Annotated in this window: 24 protein-coding genes; 7 read left to right on the top strand and 17 right to left on the bottom strand. The window is 70.5% G+C overall.

All coding sequences use genetic code 11. The features are described from left to right. Positions 1 to 4: 4 nt before the first annotated feature. Complete coding sequence (dxr, locus tag RT2_RS18815) at positions 5 to 1162, bottom strand: 1-deoxy-D-xylulose-5-phosphate reductoisomerase (protein WP_072846331.1); 1158 nt, start codon at positions 1160 to 1162, stop codon at positions 5 to 7. 124 nt (positions 1163 to 1286) lie between these two features. On the opposite strand from dxr, the gene RT2_RS18810 reads away from it, so the two are divergent. Together RT2_RS18810 and RT2_RS18805 are read left to right on the top strand one after the other, a co-directional pair. Continuing rightward, positions 1287 to 1640, top strand: a complete 354-nt coding sequence (locus RT2_RS18810) for a zinc ribbon domain-containing protein YjdM (protein WP_072846383.1) — start codon at positions 1287 to 1289, stop codon at positions 1638 to 1640. Positions 1641 to 1715: 75 nt separating this feature from the next. Next, a complete protein-coding gene (locus RT2_RS18805) occupies positions 1716 to 1985 on the top strand; it encodes a DUF2631 domain-containing protein (protein WP_072846330.1) in 270 nt (89 codons plus the stop codon). Positions 1986 to 2069: 84 nt separating this feature from the next. On the opposite strand, the gene rlmN is transcribed toward RT2_RS18805, so the two are convergent. Next, positions 2070 to 3179: a dual-specificity RNA methyltransferase RlmN gene (gene rlmN / locus RT2_RS18800; RefSeq protein ID WP_072846329.1), complete on the bottom strand. Its 1110-nt coding sequence runs from the start codon at positions 3177 to 3179 to the stop codon at positions 2070 to 2072. A 93-nt stretch (positions 3180 to 3272) separates the two neighbouring features. Here rlmN and RT2_RS18795 point away from each other — a divergent pair, with 93 nt between their 5' ends. Together RT2_RS18795 and RT2_RS18790 are read left to right on the top strand one after the other, a co-directional pair. Further along, positions 3273 to 3677, top strand: a complete 405-nt coding sequence (locus tag RT2_RS18795) for a lipopolysaccharide assembly protein LapA domain-containing protein (RefSeq protein WP_072846328.1) — start codon at positions 3273 to 3275, stop codon at positions 3675 to 3677. Positions 3678 to 3680: 3 nt separating this feature from the next. Further along, positions 3681 to 4589 (top strand): cation efflux transmembrane domain-containing protein, encoded by a 909-nt coding sequence (locus tag RT2_RS18790; RefSeq protein WP_083577485.1) that lies wholly within the window; start codon positions 3681 to 3683, stop codon positions 4587 to 4589. A gap of 6 nt (positions 4590 to 4595) precedes the next feature. On the opposite strand, the gene RT2_RS18785 is transcribed toward RT2_RS18790, so the two are convergent. The 8 genes from RT2_RS18785 to rpsB form a co-directional block, all read right to left on the bottom strand. Beyond that, on the bottom strand, positions 4596 to 5936 hold the full coding sequence (locus tag RT2_RS18785; RefSeq protein WP_072846327.1) for an MFS transporter: 1341 nt from the start codon (positions 5934 to 5936) through the stop codon (positions 4596 to 4598). 32 nt (positions 5937 to 5968) lie between these two features. Beyond that, a complete protein-coding gene (locus RT2_RS18780) occupies positions 5969 to 7141 on the bottom strand; it encodes a glycoside hydrolase family 27 protein (RefSeq protein ID WP_083577483.1) in 1173 nt (390 codons plus the stop codon). 134 nt (positions 7142 to 7275) lie between these two features. Then, positions 7276 to 8001 carry a class I SAM-dependent methyltransferase gene (locus RT2_RS18775; RefSeq protein WP_072846326.1) on the bottom strand — a complete coding sequence of 242 codons (726 nt, stop codon included), beginning with the start codon at positions 7999 to 8001 and terminating at the stop codon, positions 7276 to 7278. A 4-nt stretch (positions 8002 to 8005) separates the two neighbouring features. Beyond that, positions 8006 to 8878 carry a phosphatidate cytidylyltransferase gene (locus tag RT2_RS18770; protein ID WP_245709180.1) on the bottom strand — a complete coding sequence of 291 codons (873 nt, stop codon included), beginning with the start codon at positions 8876 to 8878 and terminating at the stop codon, positions 8006 to 8008. A gap of 5 nt (positions 8879 to 8883) precedes the next feature. Beyond that, on the bottom strand, positions 8884 to 9441 hold the full coding sequence (frr, locus tag RT2_RS18765; protein ID WP_072846324.1) for a ribosome recycling factor: 558 nt from the start codon (positions 9439 to 9441) through the stop codon (positions 8884 to 8886). 55 nt (positions 9442 to 9496) lie between these two features. After that, positions 9497 to 10240: a UMP kinase gene (pyrH, locus tag RT2_RS18760; RefSeq protein ID WP_072846323.1), complete on the bottom strand. Its 744-nt coding sequence runs from the start codon at positions 10238 to 10240 to the stop codon at positions 9497 to 9499. 203 nt (positions 10241 to 10443) lie between these two features. Next, complete coding sequence (gene tsf, locus RT2_RS18755; RefSeq protein WP_072846322.1) at positions 10444 to 11268, bottom strand: translation elongation factor Ts; 825 nt, start codon at positions 11266 to 11268, stop codon at positions 10444 to 10446. Between the two features lie 102 nt (positions 11269 to 11370). Then, positions 11371 to 12267 carry a 30S ribosomal protein S2 gene (gene rpsB, locus RT2_RS18750; protein ID WP_072846321.1) on the bottom strand — a complete coding sequence of 299 codons (897 nt, stop codon included), beginning with the start codon at positions 12265 to 12267 and terminating at the stop codon, positions 11371 to 11373. Positions 12268 to 12551: 284 nt separating this feature from the next. On the opposite strand from rpsB, the gene RT2_RS18745 reads away from it, so the two are divergent. Further along, a complete protein-coding gene (locus tag RT2_RS18745; RefSeq protein ID WP_072846320.1) occupies positions 12552 to 13028 on the top strand; it encodes a M23 family metallopeptidase in 477 nt (158 codons plus the stop codon). Between the two features lie 12 nt (positions 13029 to 13040). Here the strand turns inward: RT2_RS18745 and RT2_RS18740 are convergent, their stop codons facing one another. Then, complete coding sequence (locus tag RT2_RS18740; protein ID WP_072846319.1) at positions 13041 to 13991, bottom strand: tyrosine recombinase XerC; 951 nt, start codon at positions 13989 to 13991, stop codon at positions 13041 to 13043. Between the two features lie 84 nt (positions 13992 to 14075). On the opposite strand from RT2_RS18740, the gene RT2_RS18735 reads away from it, so the two are divergent. Then, a complete protein-coding gene (locus tag RT2_RS18735) occupies positions 14076 to 15266 on the top strand; it encodes a multidrug effflux MFS transporter (RefSeq protein WP_072846318.1) in 1191 nt (396 codons plus the stop codon). A gap of 22 nt (positions 15267 to 15288) precedes the next feature. Here RT2_RS18735 and RT2_RS18730 read toward each other — a convergent pair whose 3' ends face one another. After that, positions 15289 to 16059 carry a siderophore-interacting protein gene (locus tag RT2_RS18730; protein WP_072846317.1) on the bottom strand — a complete coding sequence of 257 codons (771 nt, stop codon included), beginning with the start codon at positions 16057 to 16059 and terminating at the stop codon, positions 15289 to 15291. A 154-nt stretch (positions 16060 to 16213) separates the two neighbouring features. On the opposite strand from RT2_RS18730, the gene RT2_RS18725 reads away from it, so the two are divergent. Continuing rightward, entirely contained in the window at positions 16214 to 16810 is a 597-nt protein-coding gene (locus RT2_RS18725) for a hypothetical protein (protein ID WP_139191145.1), read from the top strand. Between the two features lie 81 nt (positions 16811 to 16891). Here RT2_RS18725 and RT2_RS18720 read toward each other — a convergent pair whose 3' ends face one another. The 5 genes from RT2_RS18720 to RT2_RS18700 form a co-directional block, all read right to left on the bottom strand. After that, entirely contained in the window at positions 16892 to 18460 is a 1569-nt protein-coding gene (locus tag RT2_RS18720) for a long-chain-fatty-acid--CoA ligase (protein ID WP_072846315.1), read from the bottom strand. Positions 18461 to 18588: 128 nt separating this feature from the next. Then, on the bottom strand, positions 18589 to 19236 hold the full coding sequence (locus RT2_RS18715; RefSeq protein WP_072846314.1) for a CoA transferase subunit B: 648 nt from the start codon (positions 19234 to 19236) through the stop codon (positions 18589 to 18591). Between the two features lies 1 nt (position 19237). Beyond that, positions 19238 to 20005, bottom strand: a complete 768-nt coding sequence (locus RT2_RS18710) for a CoA transferase subunit A (protein ID WP_072846313.1) — start codon at positions 20003 to 20005, stop codon at positions 19238 to 19240. Beyond that, positions 20002 to 20583 (bottom strand): RBBP9/YdeN family alpha/beta hydrolase, encoded by a 582-nt coding sequence (locus tag RT2_RS18705; protein ID WP_072846312.1) that lies wholly within the window; start codon positions 20581 to 20583, stop codon positions 20002 to 20004. Before RT2_RS18705 ends, RT2_RS18710 begins: the two co-directional genes overlap by 4 nt. 178 nt (positions 20584 to 20761) lie before the next feature. Next, positions 20762 to 20961: 3-keto-5-aminohexanoate cleavage protein (locus tag RT2_RS18700; protein ID WP_139280377.1), on the bottom strand; the 200-nt coding region annotated here is incomplete at its 5' end.

Here is a 20961-nt window from a genome sequence, read left to right as displayed (position 1 = left end):
TGGTCTAGCCCTCCTGCTCGACGAGCTCGTGTGCCCGCGCCCGCGCCCAGCCGTCCGCGGCGAGCACGTCGTCCACGGTAGCCGGTGCGGCGCTCCACCCGTCGCCACCTGCGAGAACGCGTTCGACCGTGCGCACGATCGCCGGGAACCGCAGCGCGCCGTCCAGGAAGTACTGGGCCGCGACCTCGTTGGCGGCGTTGTACACCGCGGTCAGGCAGCCCCCGGCCTTGCCCGCGGCGCGGGCCAGGTCGACGGCCGGGAAGACCGTGGCGTCCAGGGGTTCGAACGTCCAGGTCGCCGCGGTGGAGAAGTCGCAGGCCGCGGCCGCGCCGGGCACCCGGTCCGGCCAGCCCAGGGCGAGCGCGATCGGCAGCTTCATGTCCGGCGGGCTGGCCTGCGCCAGGGTGGAGCCGTCGGTGAAGGTCGCCATCGAGTGCACGATCGACTGCGGGTGCACGGTGACGTCGATGCGGTCGTAGTCGATGCCGAACAGCAGGTGCGTCTCGATCAGCTCGAGCCCCTTGTTGACCAGGGTGGCGGAGTTCAGCGTGTTCATCGGGCCCATCGACCAGGTCGGGTGCGCCCCGGCCTGCTCGGGGGTGACGGCCTCGAGCGCGTCGGCGGTCCAGCCGCGGAACGGTCCGCCGGAGGCGGTGAGCACCAGCCGGTCCACCTCGTCGGCACGACCGCCGCGCAGGCACTGCGCGAGCGCCGAGTGCTCGGAGTCCACCGGCACGATCTGCCCGGGCGCCGCGGCGGCCGTCACCAACGGACCGCCCGCGACCAACGACTCCTTGTTCGCCAGCGCGAGCCGGGCACCGGAGGCGAGGGCGGCCAGGGTCGGCGCGAGGCCGAGGGAGCCGACCAGCGCGTTGAGCACCACGTCGGCCGGCGTCTCGCGTACCAGTTCGGTGACCGCGTCGGGGCCGCTGAGCACCCCGGGCAGGTCGAGCCGCGCGGCGGCGGCCGGGTCGGCGACGGCCACCCGGGTGACGCCGGTGGCGCGGATCTGCGCGGCCAGCAGGTCGATGTTGCCGCCGCCCGCGGCGAGACCGACCACCTCGAACTTGTCGGGGTTGGCGGCGATCACCTCGAGAGCCTGGGTGCCGATGGAGCCGGTGCTGCCCAGCAGCAGGACGCGAGTCGGTTGGTTGTCAGCCACGCGTCCATTGTTCCTGACGGAGCCTGAGAGAATTACACAGGTGCGCACAGGATTCCCCACCCACGTCGGCGGGGAGCGCTTCGGTGCGACCTCTCCCCCCGCCGCCTCCCCTACGATGACCCGCATGGACGAGACCCTGCCGCCCTGCCCCCGGTGCTCCTGCGAGTACACCTACGAGGTGGGGGCCCTGCTGGTCTGCCCGGAGTGCGCGCACGAGTGGGCGGCCGCCGTCGCCGACGCCACGGACGACGCCGGCGACGGGGTGGTCCGCGACGCGGTGGGCAACGTCCTCGCCGACGGCGACACGGTCACCGTGGTCAAGACCCTCAAGGTCAAGGGCAGCCCGACCGGCATCAAGGCGGGCACCAAGGTGCGCAACATCCGCCTGGTGAACGGCGTCGGCGATCACGACATCGACTGCAAGGTCGACGGCATCGGTCCGATGCAGCTCAAGTCCAGTGTGGTCAAGAAGGTCTGACCCAGCTAGGTACGACGCCCGGTCGTATGCCACGATATGCACACACGCACACCCGTACGATCAGGAGGATCGACCGTGGCCGCCACCGAGCTGGACCCCAGCGTCAACGAGCCCCTCGTCGCCGCACACGTCGACACCGCAGAAGTTCCGTCCGCAGCCTGGGGTTGGAGCGGCGAGGCCCCGCGCCTCTTCCGTTTCCTCGGCTGGTTCTTCGCCGCATTCCTGCTCGTCTACATGATCGGCAACCACGAGGGCAAGGTAGAAGACCTGTGGCTCGTCGGCATTGCCGGCTTCATGGTGTTCCTGCTGGTGCGCGACATGATCCAGCGCCGCAAGCCGCGCTAGCCACCCACGCCGACGACTGCGGCCGCGCCGCTCCCCTCGGGGAGCCGCGCGGCCGCAGTTGTCGTATGACGGGTGAGGCGAGCGTCAGTTCTCGGCGGCGAGCTGCCCGCAGGCGGCGGCGATCTCCTGGCCGCGGGTGTCGCGGACGGTGCAGGAGACTCCCTGCGCGATGACCCGGCGCACGAACTCACGCTCGACGTCCTTGGGGCTGGCGTCCCACTTGCTGCCCGGCGTCGGGTTCAACGGGATGAGGTTCACGTGCACCCGCGAGCCCAGCGCCTTGTGCAGCTTCTTGCCGAGCAGGTCGGCGCGCCACCCCTGGTCGTTGATGTCCCGGATCAGCGCGTACTCGATCGACACCCGGCGGCCGGTCTGGTCGGCGTAGTACTTCGCCGCGTCGAGCACCTCGGCGACGGTCCACCGGTTGTTCACCGGGACCAGGGTGTCGCGCAGCTCGTCGTCCGGGGTGTGCAGCGACACCGCGAGCGTCACCGACAGGCCCTCGTCGGCCAGCTTCCGGATCGCGGGCGCCAGGCCCACCGTGGAGACGGTGACCGAGCGCTGCGAGAGCCCGAGGCCCTCGGGCGCGGGCGAGGTGATCCGGCGCACCGCGGCCACCACCCGCTTGTAGTTGGCCAGCGGCTCGCCCATGCCCATGAAGACCACGTTGGACAGCCGTCCCTCGCCGCCGGCCACCTCGCCGTCCCGCATCGCGGCGGCCGCCGCGCGCACCTGGTCGACGATCTCCGCGGTGGACAGGTTCCGGGTCAGGCCGGCCTGACCGGTCGCGCAGAACGGGCAGGCCATGCCGCAGCCGGCCTGGCTGGAGATGCACAGCGTCGCACGGTCCGGGTAGCGCATCAGGACGCTCTCGAGCAGCGTGCCGTCGTTCGCCTTCCACAACGTCTTGCGGGTGGTCCCGTCGTCGCAGGCGACGTGCTTGACCGGGGTGAGCAGCGTCGGGAACAGCGCAGACCCGACCTTCTCCCGCACGGCGGCGGGCAGGTCGGTCATCTTCTCCGCGTCCGCCTCCAGCCTGGCGTAGTACTGGCGGGCCAGCTGGTCGGCGCGGAATGCGGGCAGTCCGAGTTCCTTGACGGCCTCGCGGCGACCCTCCTCGTCGAGGTCGGCGAGATGCGTGGGCGGCATGCCTCGGCGCGGGGCATTGAACACGAGCGGGACTGGAACAGACATAGTGCCTCCCAGTGTCCCATCCCCCGGCCGCGACATGCGAATTCCCGGCGAGATGAGCGTGCAATCACACATCCGGTGCGTGATGATGAGCGCATGGCCCAGACCGACGGACCCATCCCGGAACCCCGCCCCGGCCCGACCGGCGAACCGCGCGAGCCGTCGCCGGTGACGCCCGAGCAGGCAGCGGAGCGGGAGCCCGCCGTGACGCCCGAACAGGCCGCGCTCGACCGCCACACGAGCCTGGGGCACACCAAGGCCGCCGCCACCTGGACCGGCCTGGTGATCGGCGCACTGGTGCTGGTGCTGCTGCTGGTGTTCATCCTGCAGAACCTCGACCAGGTGACGCTCAACGTGTTCGTGTGGGAGTTCTCGCTGCCGCTCGGCGTCAGCCTGCTGCTCGCCGCCATCGCGGGCGCGCTGATCATGGCCCTCGCCGGCGGGGTCCGGATCGTGCAGATCCGCCGCGTCGCCAAACGGTCCCGCGCCTCGGCGCGCTGACCGTTGGCACCCACCTCCGACGCTGCGCGGCGGGAACAGTCGGTCCTGCGGGTCTGCCTGGCCGCGTCCGCCGTCCTCGCCGCCCTCGCCGTCTGCTGGGGCCTGGTCTCCGGCTCGCAGGTCATCCTCCTCGACGGCGCCTACGCCCTGATCGGGATGGCGCTGACCTGGCTGTCGCTGGTGACGTCCCGGGTGGCGGCCTCAGGTCCGACGGCCCGCTACCCGTTCGGCCGGGAGGCGCTCACGCCGGTGGTCGTGGTGGTGCAGGGCCTGGCCCTGTTCGGCACCCTCGCCTACGCCGCGGCCGAGGCGGTCCGGGTGATCCTCGACGGGGGCGGCGAGGTCGCCGGCGGCTCCCTGCTCGGCTACGGCCTGGTCAGCGCCGCGCTGTCGGCGGCCGCGTACCTCTACGTCCGCGCCGCGGCCCGCGGGTCCGACCTGCTCGCCGCGGAGTCCCGCCAGTGGCTGTCCGGGACGGTGTTCAGCGCGGTGATCGCCGTCGGCGGCGTCGTCGTGCTGGCCCTGCGGTACACCTCCTGGACCTCCGCGGACCGCTACGTCGACTCGGTGCTGGTGTTGGTCACCTGCGCGCTGCTGCTGCCCCAGCCGGTCACGATGCTGCGGTCGGCGATGGTCGAGATCCTCGAGGGCGCACCGACGGACGCCGTGCAGGAACCCGTGCACCGCGCGATCGCCGAGGTCCGCGCGACGTTCGACCTGCCCGAGCCGGAGACCTCGATCAGTAAGGTCGGCCGCAAGATGTACGTCGAGGTGGTCTTCCTCGACCCGCCCGGCCTGTGGGAGATCACGGACGAGGACGCGGTGCGCCGCGCCCTGATCGGGCGGCTGCGGGAACTGCCGTACGACCTGTGGGTGAACGTGGAGCTGACCACCGACCCCGAACTGGTGTGACCGGGCTCAGGCGACGCCCTTGATCCGGTAGACGAGCACCCCGGCGAGCACCGACAGCGCCCCGGAGAGCAGGTACAGGCCGGTGTAGCCGCCGAGGGAGTTCACCATGACCGCCGCGACCACCGGCGAGAGCACGTTCGGCAGCGCGATCGCCAGGTTGATGATGCCGATGTCCTTGCCGTTGCTCTCGGCCGCCGGCAGCACCTCCGTCACCAGGGCGAAGTCGACCGATGTGAACACCCCGGTGCCGAGCCCGAGGATCACCGCCGCCAGCACCGTCACCGGGAAGCTCGGGACGAAGGCCATCAGCAGCGTCGCGACCGAGATGAAGAGGGCCGACGCCGACACGAAGACCCGGCGCCGCCCGACGCGGTCGGAGATGACACCGGCCAGCACCACCGTGACGAAGACCGACAACGCGTAGACGACGGTGAGGACCAGCACCCCGTCGCTGACCCGGAGCCCGCCGCCGGTCGCCGCGTCGTCGCGGGTCAGTCCCACCTCGTCCTGTAGGTAGTAGAAGAGGTAGAACAGCGCCGTCGCGGTGCTCAGGGTGGCGAGGAACCGGGTCAGCCAGGCCCAGCCGAAGTCCGGGTACCGGCGCACGTCCACCCAGTAGCAGGCGAGCAACTCGGCGAACCGGAACGGCGGCCTGTCGACCGGGGCGAGCGGCGTCTCCCAGCGCGAGAAGACGAACGGCAGCATCGCCAGGACGCAGGTGGCCGCGCACAGCAGGTACCCCACCGTGATCCCCAGCGGTCCCGCCCACACCGCGGTCGCGACGGTGCCGAGAGCGGTGCCGGTGACGACGGCGAGGGTGTAGGCGAATCCGTACCAGCCGGAGACCACGCCGCGCTGGGCGACGGGCACGTGGTCCGGCACCGAGGCCGACAGCGGCGAGATGACCGCGTTGATCGCGGTCTGCATCGCGACCCAGCTGAGCAACACCGCCGGCAGCGACTGCGCGAACCCGGTGGCAACCAGCCCGGCCGCCACCACCACCATTCCCCCGGCCATCCACGGCGTGCGCCGACCCCAGCGGGAGGCCGTGCGATCGGACAGGGCGCCCCACAGCGGCGTCGACAGCAGCGCGAAGATGCCCGCGACGAAGCCGATGACGGCGAGGTTGGTCTCCTTGCTGGTGGCAGAGAAGAACCACGGCGCACCGTCTGTCAGCCGCTCCACCTGCGGCGACATCAGCACCTGCGTCGGTCCCGACCACGCGATGTTGATGCCCACGTAGGCGAGGGTGAACATCGTGATCCACCCGCGTGACGCCCGCGTGGTCGGTGCCGCGACGCGCTGCGGCGCGGTGGGCGCGACGGACTCGGGCGGCGAAACGGACATCGGGGATCCCTTCGGGCGACGGTGTGCCCGCGTCATCCGGACGGGGAACGAACCAGCACCATCTCACGAGACTGCAGCGGCCACATGCCTTTCCGGTCGCGGACCGGGTGCCCGGTCCAGACGTCGACGCTGTCGGCGGCGAGCGGGCACAACACCTTGCCCTCGGGCAGCACCAGCGCGTCGTCACGGACCTGGAGCGAGACCTCGCGTCGGCCCCGGTTGAGCACCCCGTACGCCACGCCGCCGCTCAGCTCGCGGCGCCACACCTCGACGCGCCCGAACCGTGCGACCCGCTCCCCCTGCCTGCCGAGCGCGTCCTGGGAGATCGCCAGCACCCCGGCATGGGTGAGCAGCCGGCGCGTCTGCTCGGTCATGGTGCGCAGGTCGTTTCCCGCGAACAGCGGCGCCGCCAGCATCGCCCAGAGCATGAGGTGGCTGCGGGACTCCACCTCACCGAGCCCGGGGTTGCCCACCTCGAGCATGTCGGGGTCGTTCCATCCGCCGGGACCCGCGTACCGGGCCAATCCGTGCTGACGGTCGACGAGCCTGAGCACCGAGCGCCAGCTCGGACCGATGTCCCCGGTGGTGCGCCACAGGTGCGCGTACTCTCCCGCCCACTCCCACGGCCGGGTCTGGCCGTACTCGGAGATGCTGTAGACGATCGGCCTGCCGGTGTCCGCGAGGGCCGCGGCCATCCGCTCGAAGGCCCCCCGGTGGTCGAGTCCGGTGCCGCCCCGACCGGCCCGGCACCAGTCGTACTTGAGGTAGTCGACGCCCCACCCCGCGAGGGTGTCCGCATCCAGCTGCTCGTACCCGAAGGATCCGATGTCGCGGGCCGGGTAGCGGTCGTAGGTCATTGCGCACGTCTTGCGCCCGGGCGCCAGGTAGAGGCCGAACCTCAGCCCGCGGGCGTGGATGTGCTCGCCGAGGGCGGCCATCCCGCTCGGGAACCGTCGGGGGTGCGAGCGCAGCCGGCCGTCGTCGCCGCGGGCGAAGGCCTGCCAGCAGTCGTCGACCACCAGGTACCGGTACCCGGCGTCGCGCATCCCGCTCTCGACCATGGCGTCCGCGGTCGCGAGGACGACCTCCTCGGTCAGGTCGTAGCAACGGAAACGGTTCCAGCTGTTCCAGCCCATCGGCGGGGTGGGCGCGAGGGCCGGGTCCTTGCCGGGCGCCGTCCGCCCTGCGGTGTTGCCTGCACTCACGCCAGACTCCTTGGCACTATGACGCTTTCGACGGATCCGTCGGAGTTCAGGGCGAACAGTAACGACCAGGCAAGGCTTCCGCGGCCAATGGCCTCAGATTCTCTTCAGCCAGTTCGGTTTCGGGACTTCGGTGCTCAGAGCACAAGGCCGACCGGCGCGCGCCGGGTGTGGATCCGGTAGCCGACCTCGAGCGCCAGCCCGGGCGTCTGAGCGAAGGCCCGCTCCGCGGTGCGTTCGGTGAACTCGATGCCCAGCACCGACCGCATCGCCTCCCGGCTGTCGAACTCCCAGCGGGTCCGCACCCGCACCAGCCCGAAGCCCTGCGCGGCGAAGAACGCCTCCACCTTCGCCGCGTCGTAGTGCGGCAGGTCCGCGCGCATCCACTCGCCGTAGCCGCCGACCGTGGCGTCGAGGTCCACCACGGCGAGGACGCCGCCGGGCCGCAGCACCCGCATCGACTCGACGATCCCGGCGCCGCAGCCGGGGCCGAAGAAGTACGCGGTCCGCGCGTGCACCACATCGACGCTGTCGTCGGGCAGCGGGATGCGTTCGGCGGACCCGGCGAGCACCGTGACGGGCGGCTCGGCGGCGCGGACCCGACGCAGTGTCAGGTCCACCAACGGGCGGTGCGGCTCGACCCCGGTCACCGACCGGGCGTCGCGCGCGAACTGCGGCAGGTGGAAACCGGCGCCGCAGCCAAGGTCCAGGACGTCGCGTCCGGACCAGTCCGCGACGTCCCGCAGCGCCGCGAAGATCGCGCCGTCCGCGTCCTGTGCCCGGTTCTCCACCTCGTAGATCTCCGGCCAGTGCCAGATGTTGGGGCTGGGGATCGGGCTGGAGCCGGCGCGCGCGAGTCTCATGGCGTCAGAGCAGGGCGGTGAGCACCAGCCACGTCACGAACGCGGACGGCAGCAGCGAGTCCAGCCGGTCCATGATGCCGCCGTGCCCGGGCAGCAGCGTGCCCATGTCCTTGATCCCGAGCTCGCGCTTGACCTGCGACTCGATCAGGTCGCCGAGCGTCGCGACCACCACCAGAAGCGCGCCCAGCAGGGCGCCGGTCAACGGGCTGGCGTCCAGGATGAGAGTGACGGTGAGGATCGAGCCGACCACGGCGAACACCAGCGAGCCGGCGAAGCCCTCCCAGGACTTCTTGGGGCTGATCGCAGGGACCATCGGGTGCCTGCCGAACAGCACGCCGGCCGCGTAGCCGCCGACGTCGGAGCACACCACCCCGATCATCAGCACGAAGATGCGGCCGGGTCCGTGGTCCTGCAGCACCATCAGCGTCGCGAACGACGCCAGCAGCGGAATCCAGGCCGCGACGAACACGGTGATCGACACGTCCCGCAGGAAGTTCTGCGGGGCGGCCTTGAGGCCCTGGTCGAACAGCCGCCACACCATGCACACCAGCACGGTGCCCGCGAATCCCGCGAGCACGCCGGTGGCGCCGTAGGGCCAGCCGAGCCAGATGATGGCCTGCCCACCGAGGATCAGTGGGATCCGCGGCACCAGGATGCCGCCCTCACGCAGCCGCTTGGCGACCTCCCAGGTCGCGACGGCCATCGCGGCGCCCACGATGACGAACCAGGCCCGGGGAACGAAGAGCAGGGTGGCGATCAGCAGGGCACCGAGCCCCACCCCGACCCCGATGGCGGCCGGCAGGTTCCGGCCGGCCTTCGAGGGCGGGGCGGTGGCCGCGCCCGCCGAGCCGCCGGGCGCTGAGCCTTCGGTGGACAATGTGCCTAGACCTCCATCAATTCGGCTTCCTTGTGCTTGACCAGCTCGTCGATGCTCGCCACGTACTTGGCGGTCGTCTTGTCGAGCTCCTTCTCGGCGCGGGCGACCTCGTCCTCGCCGGCCTCGCCGTCCTTCTGGATGCGACCCAGCTCCTCCATCGCCTTCCGGCGGATGTTGCGGATGGCAACCTTCGAGTCCTCGCCCTTGCCCTTGGACTGCTTGACCAGCTCGCGGCGCCGCTCCTCGGTGAGCTGCGGGACCGAGATGCGGATGATGCTGCCGTCGTTGGACGGGTTCACCCCGAGGTCCGAGTTGCGGATCGCGTTCTCGATCGCGTTCAGCTGCGAGGCCTCGTACGGCTTGATGATGACCATCCGGGCCTCGGGCACGTTGATACTCGCGAGCTGGGTGATCGGGGTGATCGAGCCGTAGTAGTCGATCACGATGCGGTTGAACATGCCGGGGTTGGCGCGGCCGGTGCGGATGCCACCGAGGTCGTCCTTGGCCACCGCGACGGCCTTGTCCATCTTCTCCTCGGCATCGAAGAGCGCTTCATCAATCACGGTGTTCCTCCAGGCTCGGCGGGTACGGCGGTGGCATTCACGATGTCACCGAAATTCACGATTTGACCAGTGTTCCGATCTTCTCACCGGCGACCGCGCGGGCGATGTTGCCCTCGGTCAGCAGGTTGAAGACCATGATCGGCATCTGGTTGTCCATGCACAGGCTGAACGCGGTGGCGTCCGCCACCTTGAGGCCCTGCTCGATGACCTCGCGGTGGCTGATCTCCGTGTACATGGTGGCGGCCGGGTCGACCCGGGGGTCCGCGGTGTAGACGCCGTCGACACCCTTCGCCATCAGCACCACCTCGGCGCCGATCTCGAGCGCCCGCTGCGCGGCGGTGGTGTCGGTGGAGAAGTAGGGCATGCCCATGCCGGCGCCGAAGATCACGACGCGGCCCTTCTCCAGGTGCCGACGCGCCCGCAGCGGCAGGTACGGCTCCGCGACCTGTCCCATGGTGATGGCCGTCTGCACGCGGGTGTCGACGCCGGCCTTTTCCAGGAAGTCCTGCAGCGCAAGGCAGTTCATCACGGTGCCGAGCATGCCCATGTAGTCGGAGCGGGCCCGGTCCATGCCGCGCTGCTGCAGTTCCGCGCCGCGGAAGAAGTTGCCGCCACCGATGACGACGGCGACCTGGACGCCGGTCGCGACGACCTCGGCGATCTGCTTGGCGATCGTCTGCACGACGTCCGGGTCCAGACCCACCCCACCACCACCGAACATCTCGCCGCCGAGCTTGAGCAGGACACGCGAGAAGCCCTCGCGTCCGGTCGCGGATTCGGTTGGTGCGGGTTCGGTCATGGCTCTCCTCGGTCTCTGTGCCGCGTGGATGGTGCGGCCAGCATGAATCGGCCACCCGCGACCGAATCGGTCGCGGATTGCCTGTCCATCCTGCCTCATCGGCTCCCGACCAGCACTGCCGGGTCGGGTCGGCGTGGCGTACGCGACAGGGCCCCGTCTCCGAAATCGGAGACGGGGCCCTGTCGTTCGTCTGTTGCGCCGAACTAGCTGGCGCCGACCTCGAACCGCGCGAAGCGGGTGATGGTCACGCCGGCCTCGTCGAGAAGCGCCTTGACGGTCTTCTTCGAGTCGGAGACGGAGGACTGCTCGGTCAGCACGACGTCCTTGTAGAAGCCGTTGACGCGACCCTCGACGATCTTGGGGAGCGCAGCCTCGGGCTTGCCCTCCTCCTTGGCCGTCTCCTCGGCGATGCGACGCTCGGCGTCGACGATGTCCGCGGGGACCTCGTCGCGGGTCACGTACTTCGCCTTGAGTGCGGCGACCTGCATCGCGGCGGCACGAGCGGCGGCCTCGGCGGCCTCGCCCTCACCGGTGTACTCGACCAGCACGCCCACGGCGGGGGGCAGGTCGGAGCTGCGCTTGTGCAGGTAGATCGCGACCGGGCCGTCGAAGGACACGACACGACGGACCTCGAGCTTCTCGCCGATCTTGGCCGAGAGGGCGGCGACGGTCTCGTCGACGGTGCTGCCGTCAACCGCGACGGCCTTGAGGGCGTCGAGGTCGGCCGGCTTGGCGGCGGCGGCGGCGGTGACGACCTTCTCGGCCATCTCCTGGTACTCGGCGTTCTTCGCGACGAAGTCCGTCTCGCAGTTGATCTCCAGCATGACGCCGCCCTTGGCGACGACCAGGCCCTCGGCCGTGGTGCGCTCGGCGCGCTTGCCCACGTCCTTGGCGCCCTTGATACGGAGCAGCTCGACGGCCTTGTCGAAGTCGCCTTCGGTCTCGACGAGCGCGTTCTTGCAGTCCATCATTCCGGAGCCGGTGAGCTCGCGGAGCCGCTTCACGTCAGCGGCGGTGTAGTTCGCCATCGGGGCGAGCCTCCTTGAGTGAGTTTCGATGCCTGAGGTGGTGCAGGGGGCGAAACGGCCCTGACCCAGTCTTTACGAGATGACGGGTCAGGGCCGGATCGACTAGGCCTGCTTTTCGGCGTCCGCGATCTCCGCGGGGGCCTCGGCGAGCTTCTCCTCGGCCTCGGCGACAGCCTCACGCGGGGACTCGGGGCCACCCTCGGTGATGACATCGGCGGCGGGAGCCGCGGAGGAGAGCAGTTCCTGCTCCCACTCGGCGAGCGGCTCGCCTGCGCCGGCCTCGGGCTTGGTGTCGTCGCCGGCGTTGCGTCCGGCGCGCGCCTGGACACCCTCGGCCACCGCGGAAGCGACAACCTTGGTGAGCAGCGCGGCGGAGCGGATCGCGTCGTCGTTACCCGGGATCGGGTAGTCGACCAGGTCGGGATCGCAGTTGGTGTCCAGGATCGCGATGACCGGGATGTTCAGCTTGCGCGCCTCGGAGACCGCGAGGTGCTCCTTGTTGGTGTCGACGACCCAGATGGCCGACGGAACCTTGGCCATGTCCCGGATGCCGCCGAGGGTGCGGTCAAGCTTGGTCATCTCACGCGTGAGCATGAGGATTTCCTTCTTGGTGCGACCCTCGAAGCCACCGCTCTGCTCCATGGCCTCGAGATCCTTGAGGCGCAGCAGACGCTTGTGGACGGTGGTGAAGTTGGTGAGCATGCCACCGAGCCAGCGCTGGTTCACGTACGGCATGCCGACGCGGGTCGCCTCTGCGGCGATGGACTCCTGCGCCTGCTTCTTGGTGCCGACGAAGAGGACGGTGCCGCCGTGGGCAACGGTCTCCTTGACGAACTCGTACGCCTTGTCGATGTACGTGAGGGTCTGCTGCAGGTCGATGATGTAGATGCCGTTGCGGTCCGTCAAGATGAAACGCTTCATCTTCGGGTTCCAGCGACGGGTCTGGTGCCCGAAGTGGGTACCACTGTCGAGCATCTGCTTCATGGTTACGACAGCCATGGCTGTGTACCTCTTTCATTCGGTTGACGCAGGCGGTCGGGTGACCCCTGCCCTGGCGCCCGTAGAACCCTCGGACCTGCACGGGTGCAGGACCAGCCGAGGGCCGATGTTCTTGCGCGGACGCGCGAAGTCGGACTGCGCGAACACAGACCGCGTGGCAAGTGTACGGCTTGGGTCGCGCAGGTCATAACCAGGCGGTCGCGGGCCTGTGGAGGAACCTCCGCCGGTCCACAGGAGGCGGGAACGGGCTTCCGCGGGAGGGCGCGAGGGCCGAGCGTGGAGGGATGCGCCTGCTCGCCGTCGTCAGACTCGCCGCCCTGCTCCTGCTCGCCGCGCCTCCCCCGGCTCCCGCGGCCGCGGCGTTCGGCTGGCCGCTGAACCCCCGACCGCCGCTCGGCCGGGGTTTCGACCCGCCCGCGCACGACTGGCTGCCCGGACACCGAGGCGTCGACCTGGTCGGCGAACCGGGCCGGCCGGTGCTCGTCGCGGGCGACGGGACGGTGGTCTTCGCCGGGACGGTCGCGGGCAAGCCGGTGGTGTCGGTGGACCACGCCGGCGGCCTGCGGACCACGTACGAGCCGGTGCGGGCCGCGGTCGCCGTGGGCCGACGGGTCACCCGCGGCACCGTGCTGGGCACCCTCGTGGCCGGCCACCCCGGGTGCGACGGCTGCCTGCACTGGGGGCTGCGCCGGGACCGGACCTACCTCGACCCGCTCGGACTGCTCCGCGCGACCCCGGTGCGCCTCAAGCCGCTGCGGTAACGGCTCCGCCGGTCAGGCGCGGGGGTGGGCCTGGTCGTGCACGGCCCGCAGGCGCGCCACCGAGACGTGCGTGTACAGCTGGGTGGTGGCCAGACTGGTGTGCCCGAGCAGCTCCTGCACCACCCTCAGGTCAGCGCCGCCCTCGAGCAGGTGCGTGGCGGCCGAGTGCCGCAGCCCGTGGGGGGCGAGGCTCGGCGCCCCGGGAACGGCCTCGAGCACCTCGTGCACCACCGACCGGGCCTGCCGCTGGTCGAGCCGTCGACCGCGTTTGCCGAGCAGTAGCGCCGGACCCGACTCGGCCCGCACCAGGTGCGGCCGGCCCGCCCGCAGCCAGGCGTCGAGAGCGTCGGCGGCCGGCCCACCGAAGGGCACCGAACGTTCCTTGTTGCCCTTGCCCAGCACCCGCAGCACCCGGCGGTCCCGGTCGACGTCGTCGAGGTCCAGGCCACACAGCTCCCCCACCCGGATTCCGGTGGCATACAGCATCTCCACCACCAGCCGGTCGCGCACCGCGACCGGATCCATCTGCGCCGCACCGGATTCCGCTGCGCGCATCGCATCCTCGGCCTGCTCCTGCCGCAGCACCGCGGGCAACGTCCGGTGCGACTTGGGCGAGGCCAGCCGGGTACCGGGGTCACGGGTGATGCGTCGGGTGCGGGCCAGCCATGCGGTGAAGGTGCGCGCGGCGGCAGTGCGCCGGGCCAGGGTGCTGCGGGCGACGCCGGCGGCCGCCTGGGCGGACAGCCAGGACCGCAGCACCCGCAGGTCCAGGTCCTCGATCCCGTCCTCCGGCGCGGTCGCGACGAGGTGCGCGAGCAGCGAACGGGCGTCGGACAGGTAGGCGCGCACGGTGTGCTCGGAGCGGTCCCGCTCGAGCCGCAGATGCTCGGAGTAGGCGTCGAGGTGTGCTGCCAGCCGGGGCGGCAGCTGCTCTGCGGGGTGGTCGCGTGCCTCGGAAGCCATGCCCGAAGATTCTCTCCCGCACGGGAATAAATCAAGCCTCCGCGCCGCTGGCTCATGCATGTGACCCGAGCCATTTCGATACCCATGCTGCTGGCCCTCGCCCTGCTCTCCGCGATCGCACCCCTCGCCACCGACATGTACCTGCCCGGCCTACCCGCGCTCGGCGAGGACCTCGGGGCACCGACGGAGACGGTGCAGCTCACCCTCGCGACGTTCATGGCGGGTCTCGGCATCGGACAGCTGGTCGTCGGGCCGCTCTCGGACGGCTGGGGCCGACGACGGCTGCTGCTCGGCGGCACCGTGGCGTTCGCGATCAGCGGCGTCGCGTGCGCACTGGCCCCCACCGCGGAGGTGCTGATCGGGGCCCGACTGCTGCAGGGCCTGAGCGGCGGCGCGGCAATCGTGTTGGCGCGCGCGGTGATTGCCGATCGCGCCAAGGGCGACGCGGCCGCGAAGCTCTTCAGCGTCATGATGATCATCGGCGGTGTCGCGCCGGTGGTCGCGCCGCTGCTCGGCGGCGCGCTGCTCGGCCCGATCGGCTGGCGCGGCATCTTCTGGGTGCTGACCGGCGCCGGCGTGGCGATGGCGGTCGGCGTACTGACCCTGATTCCCGAGACGCTCCCGGCGGAGAAGCGGCACGGCGGCGGGCTGGCCGCGCACGCGCACAACATGCGGTACGTGGTCGGCAACCGGCGATACGTCGGCTACGCGCTCACCTTCGTGTTCGGGTTCGGCGCCCTGTTCTCGTACATCTCGGCGTCGCCGTTCGTGGTCCAGGACGTGCTCGGCATGTCGCCGGGCCAGTTCTCCGTGATCTTCGGCGTGAACTCGGTCGGCATCGTCGGCGGCAGCATCGTCAACACCCGGCTCATCGGGCGCTTCCACGCCCGGCAGCTGCTCGCCTTCGGCGTCACGCTGCTGCTCGCCGCCGGCGTCGCGCTGCTGCTCGAGGTCACGCTCGGCGGCACCCACACCGCGGTGGTGCTGCCGCTGCTGTTCCTGGTCACCACCAGCATCGGGTTCATCATGGGCAACGCCACTGCGCTGAGCCAGGCCCAGGTCACCAAGGCCGCAGGCACCGGATCGGCCGTGATGGGCGCAGGCCAGTTCGGCCTGGCCGCGCTGATCTCACCGCTGGTGGGCGGCTCGGCCGTGCAGATGGCGAGCAGCATCGTCGTGTGCGGCGCGGTCGCGACGACGGCGCTGCTGACCCTCGGCCGACCCGCGCCCCGACCCGCGCCGTCGGCCGCCGAGGCCGCGTCCCCGCTCGCCTGAGACTCCCTGCCCCGGGAAGTTCCTAACCCTCGGTCTTCGCGAGATCGGACTTCCAGACCCGGAAGCCCTCCTCGGTGCGGCCGCGCCGCCAGTATCCCGAGATCGACGCCCACTCCGCGCTCACCCCACGCTCCTTGCGGATGTAGCCTCGCAGGCCGTGCATGACGGCGTTCGCCTCGCCGTGCACGAACACGTGGGGCTGGCCGGGCAGCCACGGCGCCTGCCGGACGGCGGCCACCAGCGGCGCGTTGTCCCCTGCGCGGTCGTCACCCACCTCGTCGGCGGCCGCGCCGCGGTGCACCCAGGTGACCTCGACATCCGCGGCGGAGGGCAGGTCGAGTTCTCCGTCGGGACCGTCCACCTCGACGAACACCTTGGCGACCGCCGACGCGGGCAGCGCCTCGAGTGCCGCGCCGATCGCGGGTATCGCGGACTCGTCGCCGGCCATCAGGTGCCAGTCCGCGTCCGCCCTCGGGGCGTACGCGCCGCCCGGACCGCGCAACCGCAGGCTCTGACCCGGCTGCGCCGCCCGCGCCCACGGCCCGGCCACCCCCTCGTCGCCGTGGACGACGAAATCGATTGCGACCTCCCGCTTCTCGTCGTCCACACGGCGGACGGTGTAGGTGCGCAGCACGGGCTCTGCGTCGGTGCCGAAGACCAGCTTCACGTAGGCGTCGGTGTAGCCGTTCGCCACGAAGTCGTCGAAGCCGGGGTCGCCGAGGTGCACCCGCACCAGGTGCGAGGTGAGCCGTTCGGTGCGCAGTACGGTGAGGGTGACGAGCGGTCGGGTCATGCCGATACCTCCAACGGTTAGGGCTACCTAACTATAGCGGAGGTGGGATATCCGACGCGGAATCCGCGCGCGGCTGCAATACTGCACACCGCCGTGCCGACGGAGCGGAACGCTGCGCCCGTCGCCCAATCCCGTTCACACCATTCGGAGGATCATGAAAATCGCTCGCCGTGCCTGCACGTTCGCCGCAACCGTAGCGGTGGTGGGTGTCGCGATCGTCGGATGCTCTTCGGACTCCGAGCCCGCCGCCAACGCCTCTGCCGGCGGCACCACGACGTGCGCGGACGCGACCGCCGCCAACGCGACCGCGGCGGATCTCGTCGACGTGCTGCGACCGGTGCAGGTCGAGGACGCCGACGACGAGTACCGGAGCCTGCTGGCGCAGTTCGAAGAGGGCCGGGCGGACCAGATCGCCCGCCTGGAGGCGAGCGAGGTCTTCCGCGCCGTGCCCGCCGGCGGCGACGCCGAGTTCGTGAAAGCGGTGTGCTCGCAGTCTCGTTGGGACGACGTGGTCGACGCGGACGGCAAGGCCGTCTCGAGCCCGCGGTCCCAGCGCGCCGCGATCGCGGCCACCGGCCACACCTACTGCGACGCCTTCGCCCAGCTCCAGCCCTCCGCCGCCTCCACCGGCGCCTGGACGGACTGGTCCGGCTACGTCGACATGATGACGCAGGGCGGCATGGAGGGCACCGACGAGGCGCGCCTGACCTACGAGGCAGCCCGGAAGAACCTCTGCCCCCAGTTCAGCTGACAAACGCGACGGCGGCGACGGCAAGTTGCCGTCGCCGCCGTCGTCGATCATCGCGGCCCCGTGCTCACCGGGGCGACGCGATCACAAGCTCGAGGCGACCTGACCGAGCTCACGCTTGAGGATCTTGCCGGTGGCGGTCATCGGCAGGACCGTGACGAACTCGACGAGGCGCGGGTACTTGTACGCCGCCATCTGCTCCTTGGTCCACTCGATCAGCTCGGCCTCGGCGGTCTGCGAACCCGGCTCGAGGATCACGAACGCCTTGATCTCCTCGCCGTGCCGTTCGTCGGGAACCCCGACGACGGCGGCCAGGGAGACCGCCTCGTGGGCCATCAGGACCTCCTCGATCTCGCGGGGGTACACGTTGAACCCGCCCCGCACGATCATGTCCTTGGCCCGGTCGACGATGTAGTAGAAGCCGTCCTCGTCCACCTTGGCCAGGTCGCCGGTGCGGAACCAGCCGTTGTCCGTCACCTCGCTGGTGGCCTCGGGGCGGTTGTAGTACCCCTTCATGACGTTGTGGCCGCGCAGGGCCAGCTCGCCGACCTCGTCGGTGCCGGTGACGGTGTTCCAGTCCCGGTCCACGAGGCGGGCCTCGATGCCCCAGACCGGGACGCCGATCGATCCCGGCCGCGGGTCGCGCTCCGGGTCGCTGAACAGTGCCAGCGGCGAGGTCTCGGACAGGCCGTAGCCCTCCAGGATCTGCACGCCGAAGCGCTCCTTGAACCGCGTGAGGATCTCCACCGGCAGCGCGGCGCCACCGGAGATGGCGCGTCGCATGTTCCGCGCGATCCGCTCGACGTCGACCCCCTCCTCGAGGGCTCCGAGCAGGCTCCAGTACATGGTCGGGACGCCGGCGAAGATCGTGATCGACTCCCGCTCCATCAGCTCGAGCGCGGCGGCGGGCTCGAACCGCGGCAGCATCACCAGCGTCGAGCCGACCGCGAGGCCCGCGTTCATGCTCACCGTCTGACCGAAGGAGTGGAACAGCGGCAGCGTGAGCAGGCTGGTGTCGTGTCGCATCGGCGAACTGTCGAACAGCCGGTTCGCCGCCATGGCGTTGAGCACCATGTTGGAGTGGGTGAGCTCGGCGCCCTTGGGCTTTCCGGTGGTGCCGCTGGTGTAGAGGATCACCGCGGTGTCGGCGGGTTCACGCACCACGGTCTCGAACTGGACGGGCTGGGCCGCGAGAACCTGACCGGCGCTCTCGACCCCCTCGATCGCCGAGGGCGCGGCCGGGTCCGCGGTGAGCACGAACATCTCGCGGCACTCGGGGGCCTGGGCAAAGCCGGCGTGGCCGTACTCCCCGATCGGAAGATCCGCCGAACCCTCGAAGCAGAAGTAGGCCTTGGCGTCGGAATCGGTGAGGTGGTAAGCGATCTCGCGTCCCTTCAACAGCACGTTGAGGGGAACGACCACGGCACCCGCCTTGAGGATCCCGTAGTAGACGATCGGGAAGTGCGGCAGGTTCGGGCAGGAGAGCGCGACCTTGTCGCCCGGCTCGATGCCACGGGAGACGAGCAGGTTCGCCACCTGATTGGCGCGGTTGTTCAGCTCCTCGTACGACAGGCGTTCGTCACCGAGGACCAGTGCCTCACGGGCCGGGTACCGGCGGGCGGAATCCTCGAGAAGCACGGACAGGTTGAGCATGAACTTCCTACTTTCGTTGTTTCGAAATCGTGGCCGGCACCGGGTCGCAGGGGCGCCTACGCGGCGGCGCCCCTGCAACCCGTCCGTGCCGACCGGCCGGGCCCGTGCCGCGTGCACGGACCCGGCCGCTACGCCAGAGGCGCGTCGGTGGCGTCCCGGACCTGCTGCTCGGTGACGCCGGGTGCGCATTCGCGCAGCACCAGCCCGGTGTCGGTGACGTCGATGACCGCGAGATTGGTGACGATCCGCTGCACCACGCCCTCACCCGTGAGCGGCAGAGTGCATTCCTGCACGATCTTGGAGGCACCGGACTTGTCGGTGTGCTCCATCAGCACGATCACCCGGCCGGCGCCGTGGACGAGGTCCATCGCGCCGCCCATGCCCTTGACCATCTTGCCGGGCACCATCCAGTTCGCCAGGTCGCCGGTCGCCGAAACCTGCATGCCGCCGAGGACTGCGGTGCCGATGTGGCCACCGCGGATCATCCCGAAGCTGGTCGCCGAGTCGAAGAACGAGGCGCCCGGGTTGACCGTCACCGTCTCCTTGCCCGCATTGATCAGGTCGGCGTCGACGGCGTCCTCGGTCGGGTAGGGCCCGGTCCCGAGGATGCCGTTCTCGCTGTGCAGGGTGACCGTCACGCCCGCGGGCAGATGGTTCGGGATCATCGTCGGCAACCCGATGCCCAGGTTCACGTACTCGCCGTCGGACAGCTCCTGCGCGGCCCGGCCCGCCATCTGCTCGCGGGTCCAGCCGACGGTCTCGATCATGGTCGTCATCTCAGTTCCCCGTCCCGGCCGCGGCAGAGACCGTTCGCTTCTCGATCTTCTTGTCCTGCGGTCCGGTGTGCACGACCCGGTCGACGAAGATGCCCGGCAGGTGCACCTGCGCGGGGTCGATCTCGCCCGGCTCGACGAGCCGCTCGACCTGCGCGATGCAGACCCGACCGGCCATCGCGGCAAGCGGGTTGAAGTTCATCGCCGCCTTGTCGAACACCAGGTTGCCCTCGGTGTCCCCGATCAGCGCATGCACCAGCGCGAAGTCGGCGGTGATCGACTCCTCGAGCACGTAGCGCCGGCCGCGGAACTCGCGGACCTCCTTCGGCGGCGACGCGAGCGCGACGGATCCGTCGGCGTGGTAACGCCACGGCAGCCCGCCCAGGGCGATCGGGGTGCCGACGCCGGCCGGGGTGAAGAAGGCCGGGATGCCGGCGCCGCCGGCACGCAACTTCTCGGCGAGCGTGCCCTGCGGGGTCAGCTCCACCTCGAGTTCGCCGGTCAGGTACTGGCGGGCGAACTCGCGGTTCTCCCCCACGTACGAGGCGGTGACCCGGCGGATCCGCTTGCCTTCCAGCAGAATTCCCAGACCGTGTCCGTCGGTTCCGCAGTTGTTGGAGAAGACCTCGAGGTTCTCCGCACCGCCGGACGCGATCGCGGCGATCAGCCGGTCCGGAATCCCGCACAACCCGAATCCGCCGACCGCGAGGGACGACCCCGACTCGACGTCGACCACGGCATCGGCCGTGGACGCGACCACCTTGTTCGTCACCCGAGGACCGCCGTCTCCCGGATCAGGTCCTCGACCAGTTCCTCGGCCTGCGGCCAGTACCCGAATCCGGATGCCGGGTTCAGGTGGCCGACGTTGCCGGCGTCGACCAGCTTGCTGCCCCATGCCTCGGCGAGCTCGACGACCCGCTCGTAGCTGGCCAACGGGTCGTTGTGGCTCGCGACGACGGTGCTGGGGAACGGCAACGGCTGCAGCGGGGTGGGATTCCAACCGTTGCTGTCGAGATCCTCGCGGGCCGGGTAGCCCTCCGGCAGCGGCGTGGAGAAGTCCGGCGGGGCGGCGAGCAGCGCGCCCTGGACGGGGCGGTCGTGCAGCGCGGCCCAGTGCACGGTGATCATGACGCCGGCGCTGTGAGCAACGAGCACGACGGGCCCGGAGACCTCGGACAGAACGTGGTCCAGCGCGGCCACCCGGGCCGACAGGCTGAGCTTGTCGTGCTCGAGCGGCGCCACGGTTACCACCTTGTCGAGCTTCTCGGCAAGGAGGGTCTGCCAGTGATCGGCGACGTGGTCACGCAGACCGGGGACGATCACGACGGTCGGGGAATCGCTGTTGTTCATTACCTACTCCGGTTGTCGGTTGTGGATCAGTGAGATGGCCTCGCGCGCAACGCCGCGAACCGTGTGACGGTCTGCGCGATGGACTCGTGTGCCGGCCGGGATACGGCGGTGGGGGCATGGACTCGTCGGTCCATGCCCCCTCGTCGCGAGGCGACGTCCCGGTCAGCTCATGACTCGATCAGGCGTGCTGGGTGAAGCCCGTCTGGCCGGGCTTGCGGTTCGGCGCGTAACCGAGCTTCGCCAGGGTCTCGTCGGCATCCTTGTAGGACTTGCCGATCCCGTAGATGTCGCGGGCCTCCTTACCGGTGGCCACCTCACGACCGAGCTCCTTGGCGACGCGCACCAGCTGGCGGACCTGCTCGGCGGAGGTGATCTTCT

Origin of the sequence: Rhodococcus tukisamuensis NBRC 100609 (assembly GCF_001894985.1) — a bacterium.
Taxonomy (GTDB): Bacteria; Actinomycetota; Actinomycetes; order Mycobacteriales; family Mycobacteriaceae; genus Rhodococcus_G; species Rhodococcus_G tukisamuensis.
The sequence above is the reverse complement of the archived record's forward strand: the minus strand, read 5'-3'. Positions and strand labels throughout refer to the sequence as shown.

Excerpts from the sequence above, each read along its gene's own strand:
- RT2_RS18810 (WP_072846383.1), top strand. The coding sequence starts at position 1,287 with ATGGACGAGACCCTGCCGCCCTGCCCCCGGTGCTCCTGCGAGTACACC.
- rlmN (WP_072846329.1), bottom strand. The coding sequence starts at position 3,179 with ATGTCTGTTCCAGTCCCGCTCGTGTTCAATGCCCCGCGCCGAGGCATG.
- RT2_RS18795 (WP_072846328.1), top strand. The coding sequence starts at position 3,273 with ATGGCCCAGACCGACGGACCCATCCCGGAACCCCGCCCCGGCCCGACC.
- RT2_RS18785 (WP_072846327.1), bottom strand. The coding sequence starts at position 5,936 with ATGTCCGTTTCGCCGCCCGAGTCCGTCGCGCCCACCGCGCCGCAGCGC.
- RT2_RS18775 (WP_072846326.1), bottom strand. The coding sequence starts at position 8,001 with ATGAGACTCGCGCGCGCCGGCTCCAGCCCGATCCCCAGCCCCAACATC.
- pyrH (WP_072846323.1), bottom strand. The coding sequence starts at position 10,240 with ATGACCGAACCCGCACCAACCGAATCCGCGACCGGACGCGAGGGCTTC.
- tsf (WP_072846322.1), bottom strand. The coding sequence starts at position 11,268 with ATGGCGAACTACACCGCCGCTGACGTGAAGCGGCTCCGCGAGCTCACC.
- rpsB (WP_072846321.1), bottom strand. The coding sequence starts at position 12,267 with ATGGCTGTCGTAACCATGAAGCAGATGCTCGACAGTGGTACCCACTTC.
- RT2_RS18745 (WP_072846320.1), top strand. The coding sequence starts at position 12,552 with ATGCGCCTGCTCGCCGTCGTCAGACTCGCCGCCCTGCTCCTGCTCGCC.
- RT2_RS18740 (WP_072846319.1), bottom strand. The coding sequence starts at position 13,991 with ATGGCTTCCGAGGCACGCGACCACCCCGCAGAGCAGCTGCCGCCCCGG.
- RT2_RS18735 (WP_072846318.1), top strand. The coding sequence starts at position 14,076 with ATGCTGCTGGCCCTCGCCCTGCTCTCCGCGATCGCACCCCTCGCCACC.
- RT2_RS18730 (WP_072846317.1), bottom strand. The coding sequence starts at position 16,059 with ATGACCCGACCGCTCGTCACCCTCACCGTACTGCGCACCGAACGGCTC.
- RT2_RS18725 (WP_139191145.1), top strand. The coding sequence starts at position 16,214 with ATGAAAATCGCTCGCCGTGCCTGCACGTTCGCCGCAACCGTAGCGGTG.
- RT2_RS18720 (WP_072846315.1), bottom strand. The coding sequence starts at position 18,460 with ATGCTCAACCTGTCCGTGCTTCTCGAGGATTCCGCCCGCCGGTACCCG.
- RT2_RS18715 (WP_072846314.1), bottom strand. The coding sequence starts at position 19,236 with ATGACGACCATGATCGAGACCGTCGGCTGGACCCGCGAGCAGATGGCG.
- RT2_RS18705 (WP_072846312.1), bottom strand. The coding sequence starts at position 20,583 with ATGAACAACAGCGATTCCCCGACCGTCGTGATCGTCCCCGGTCTGCGT.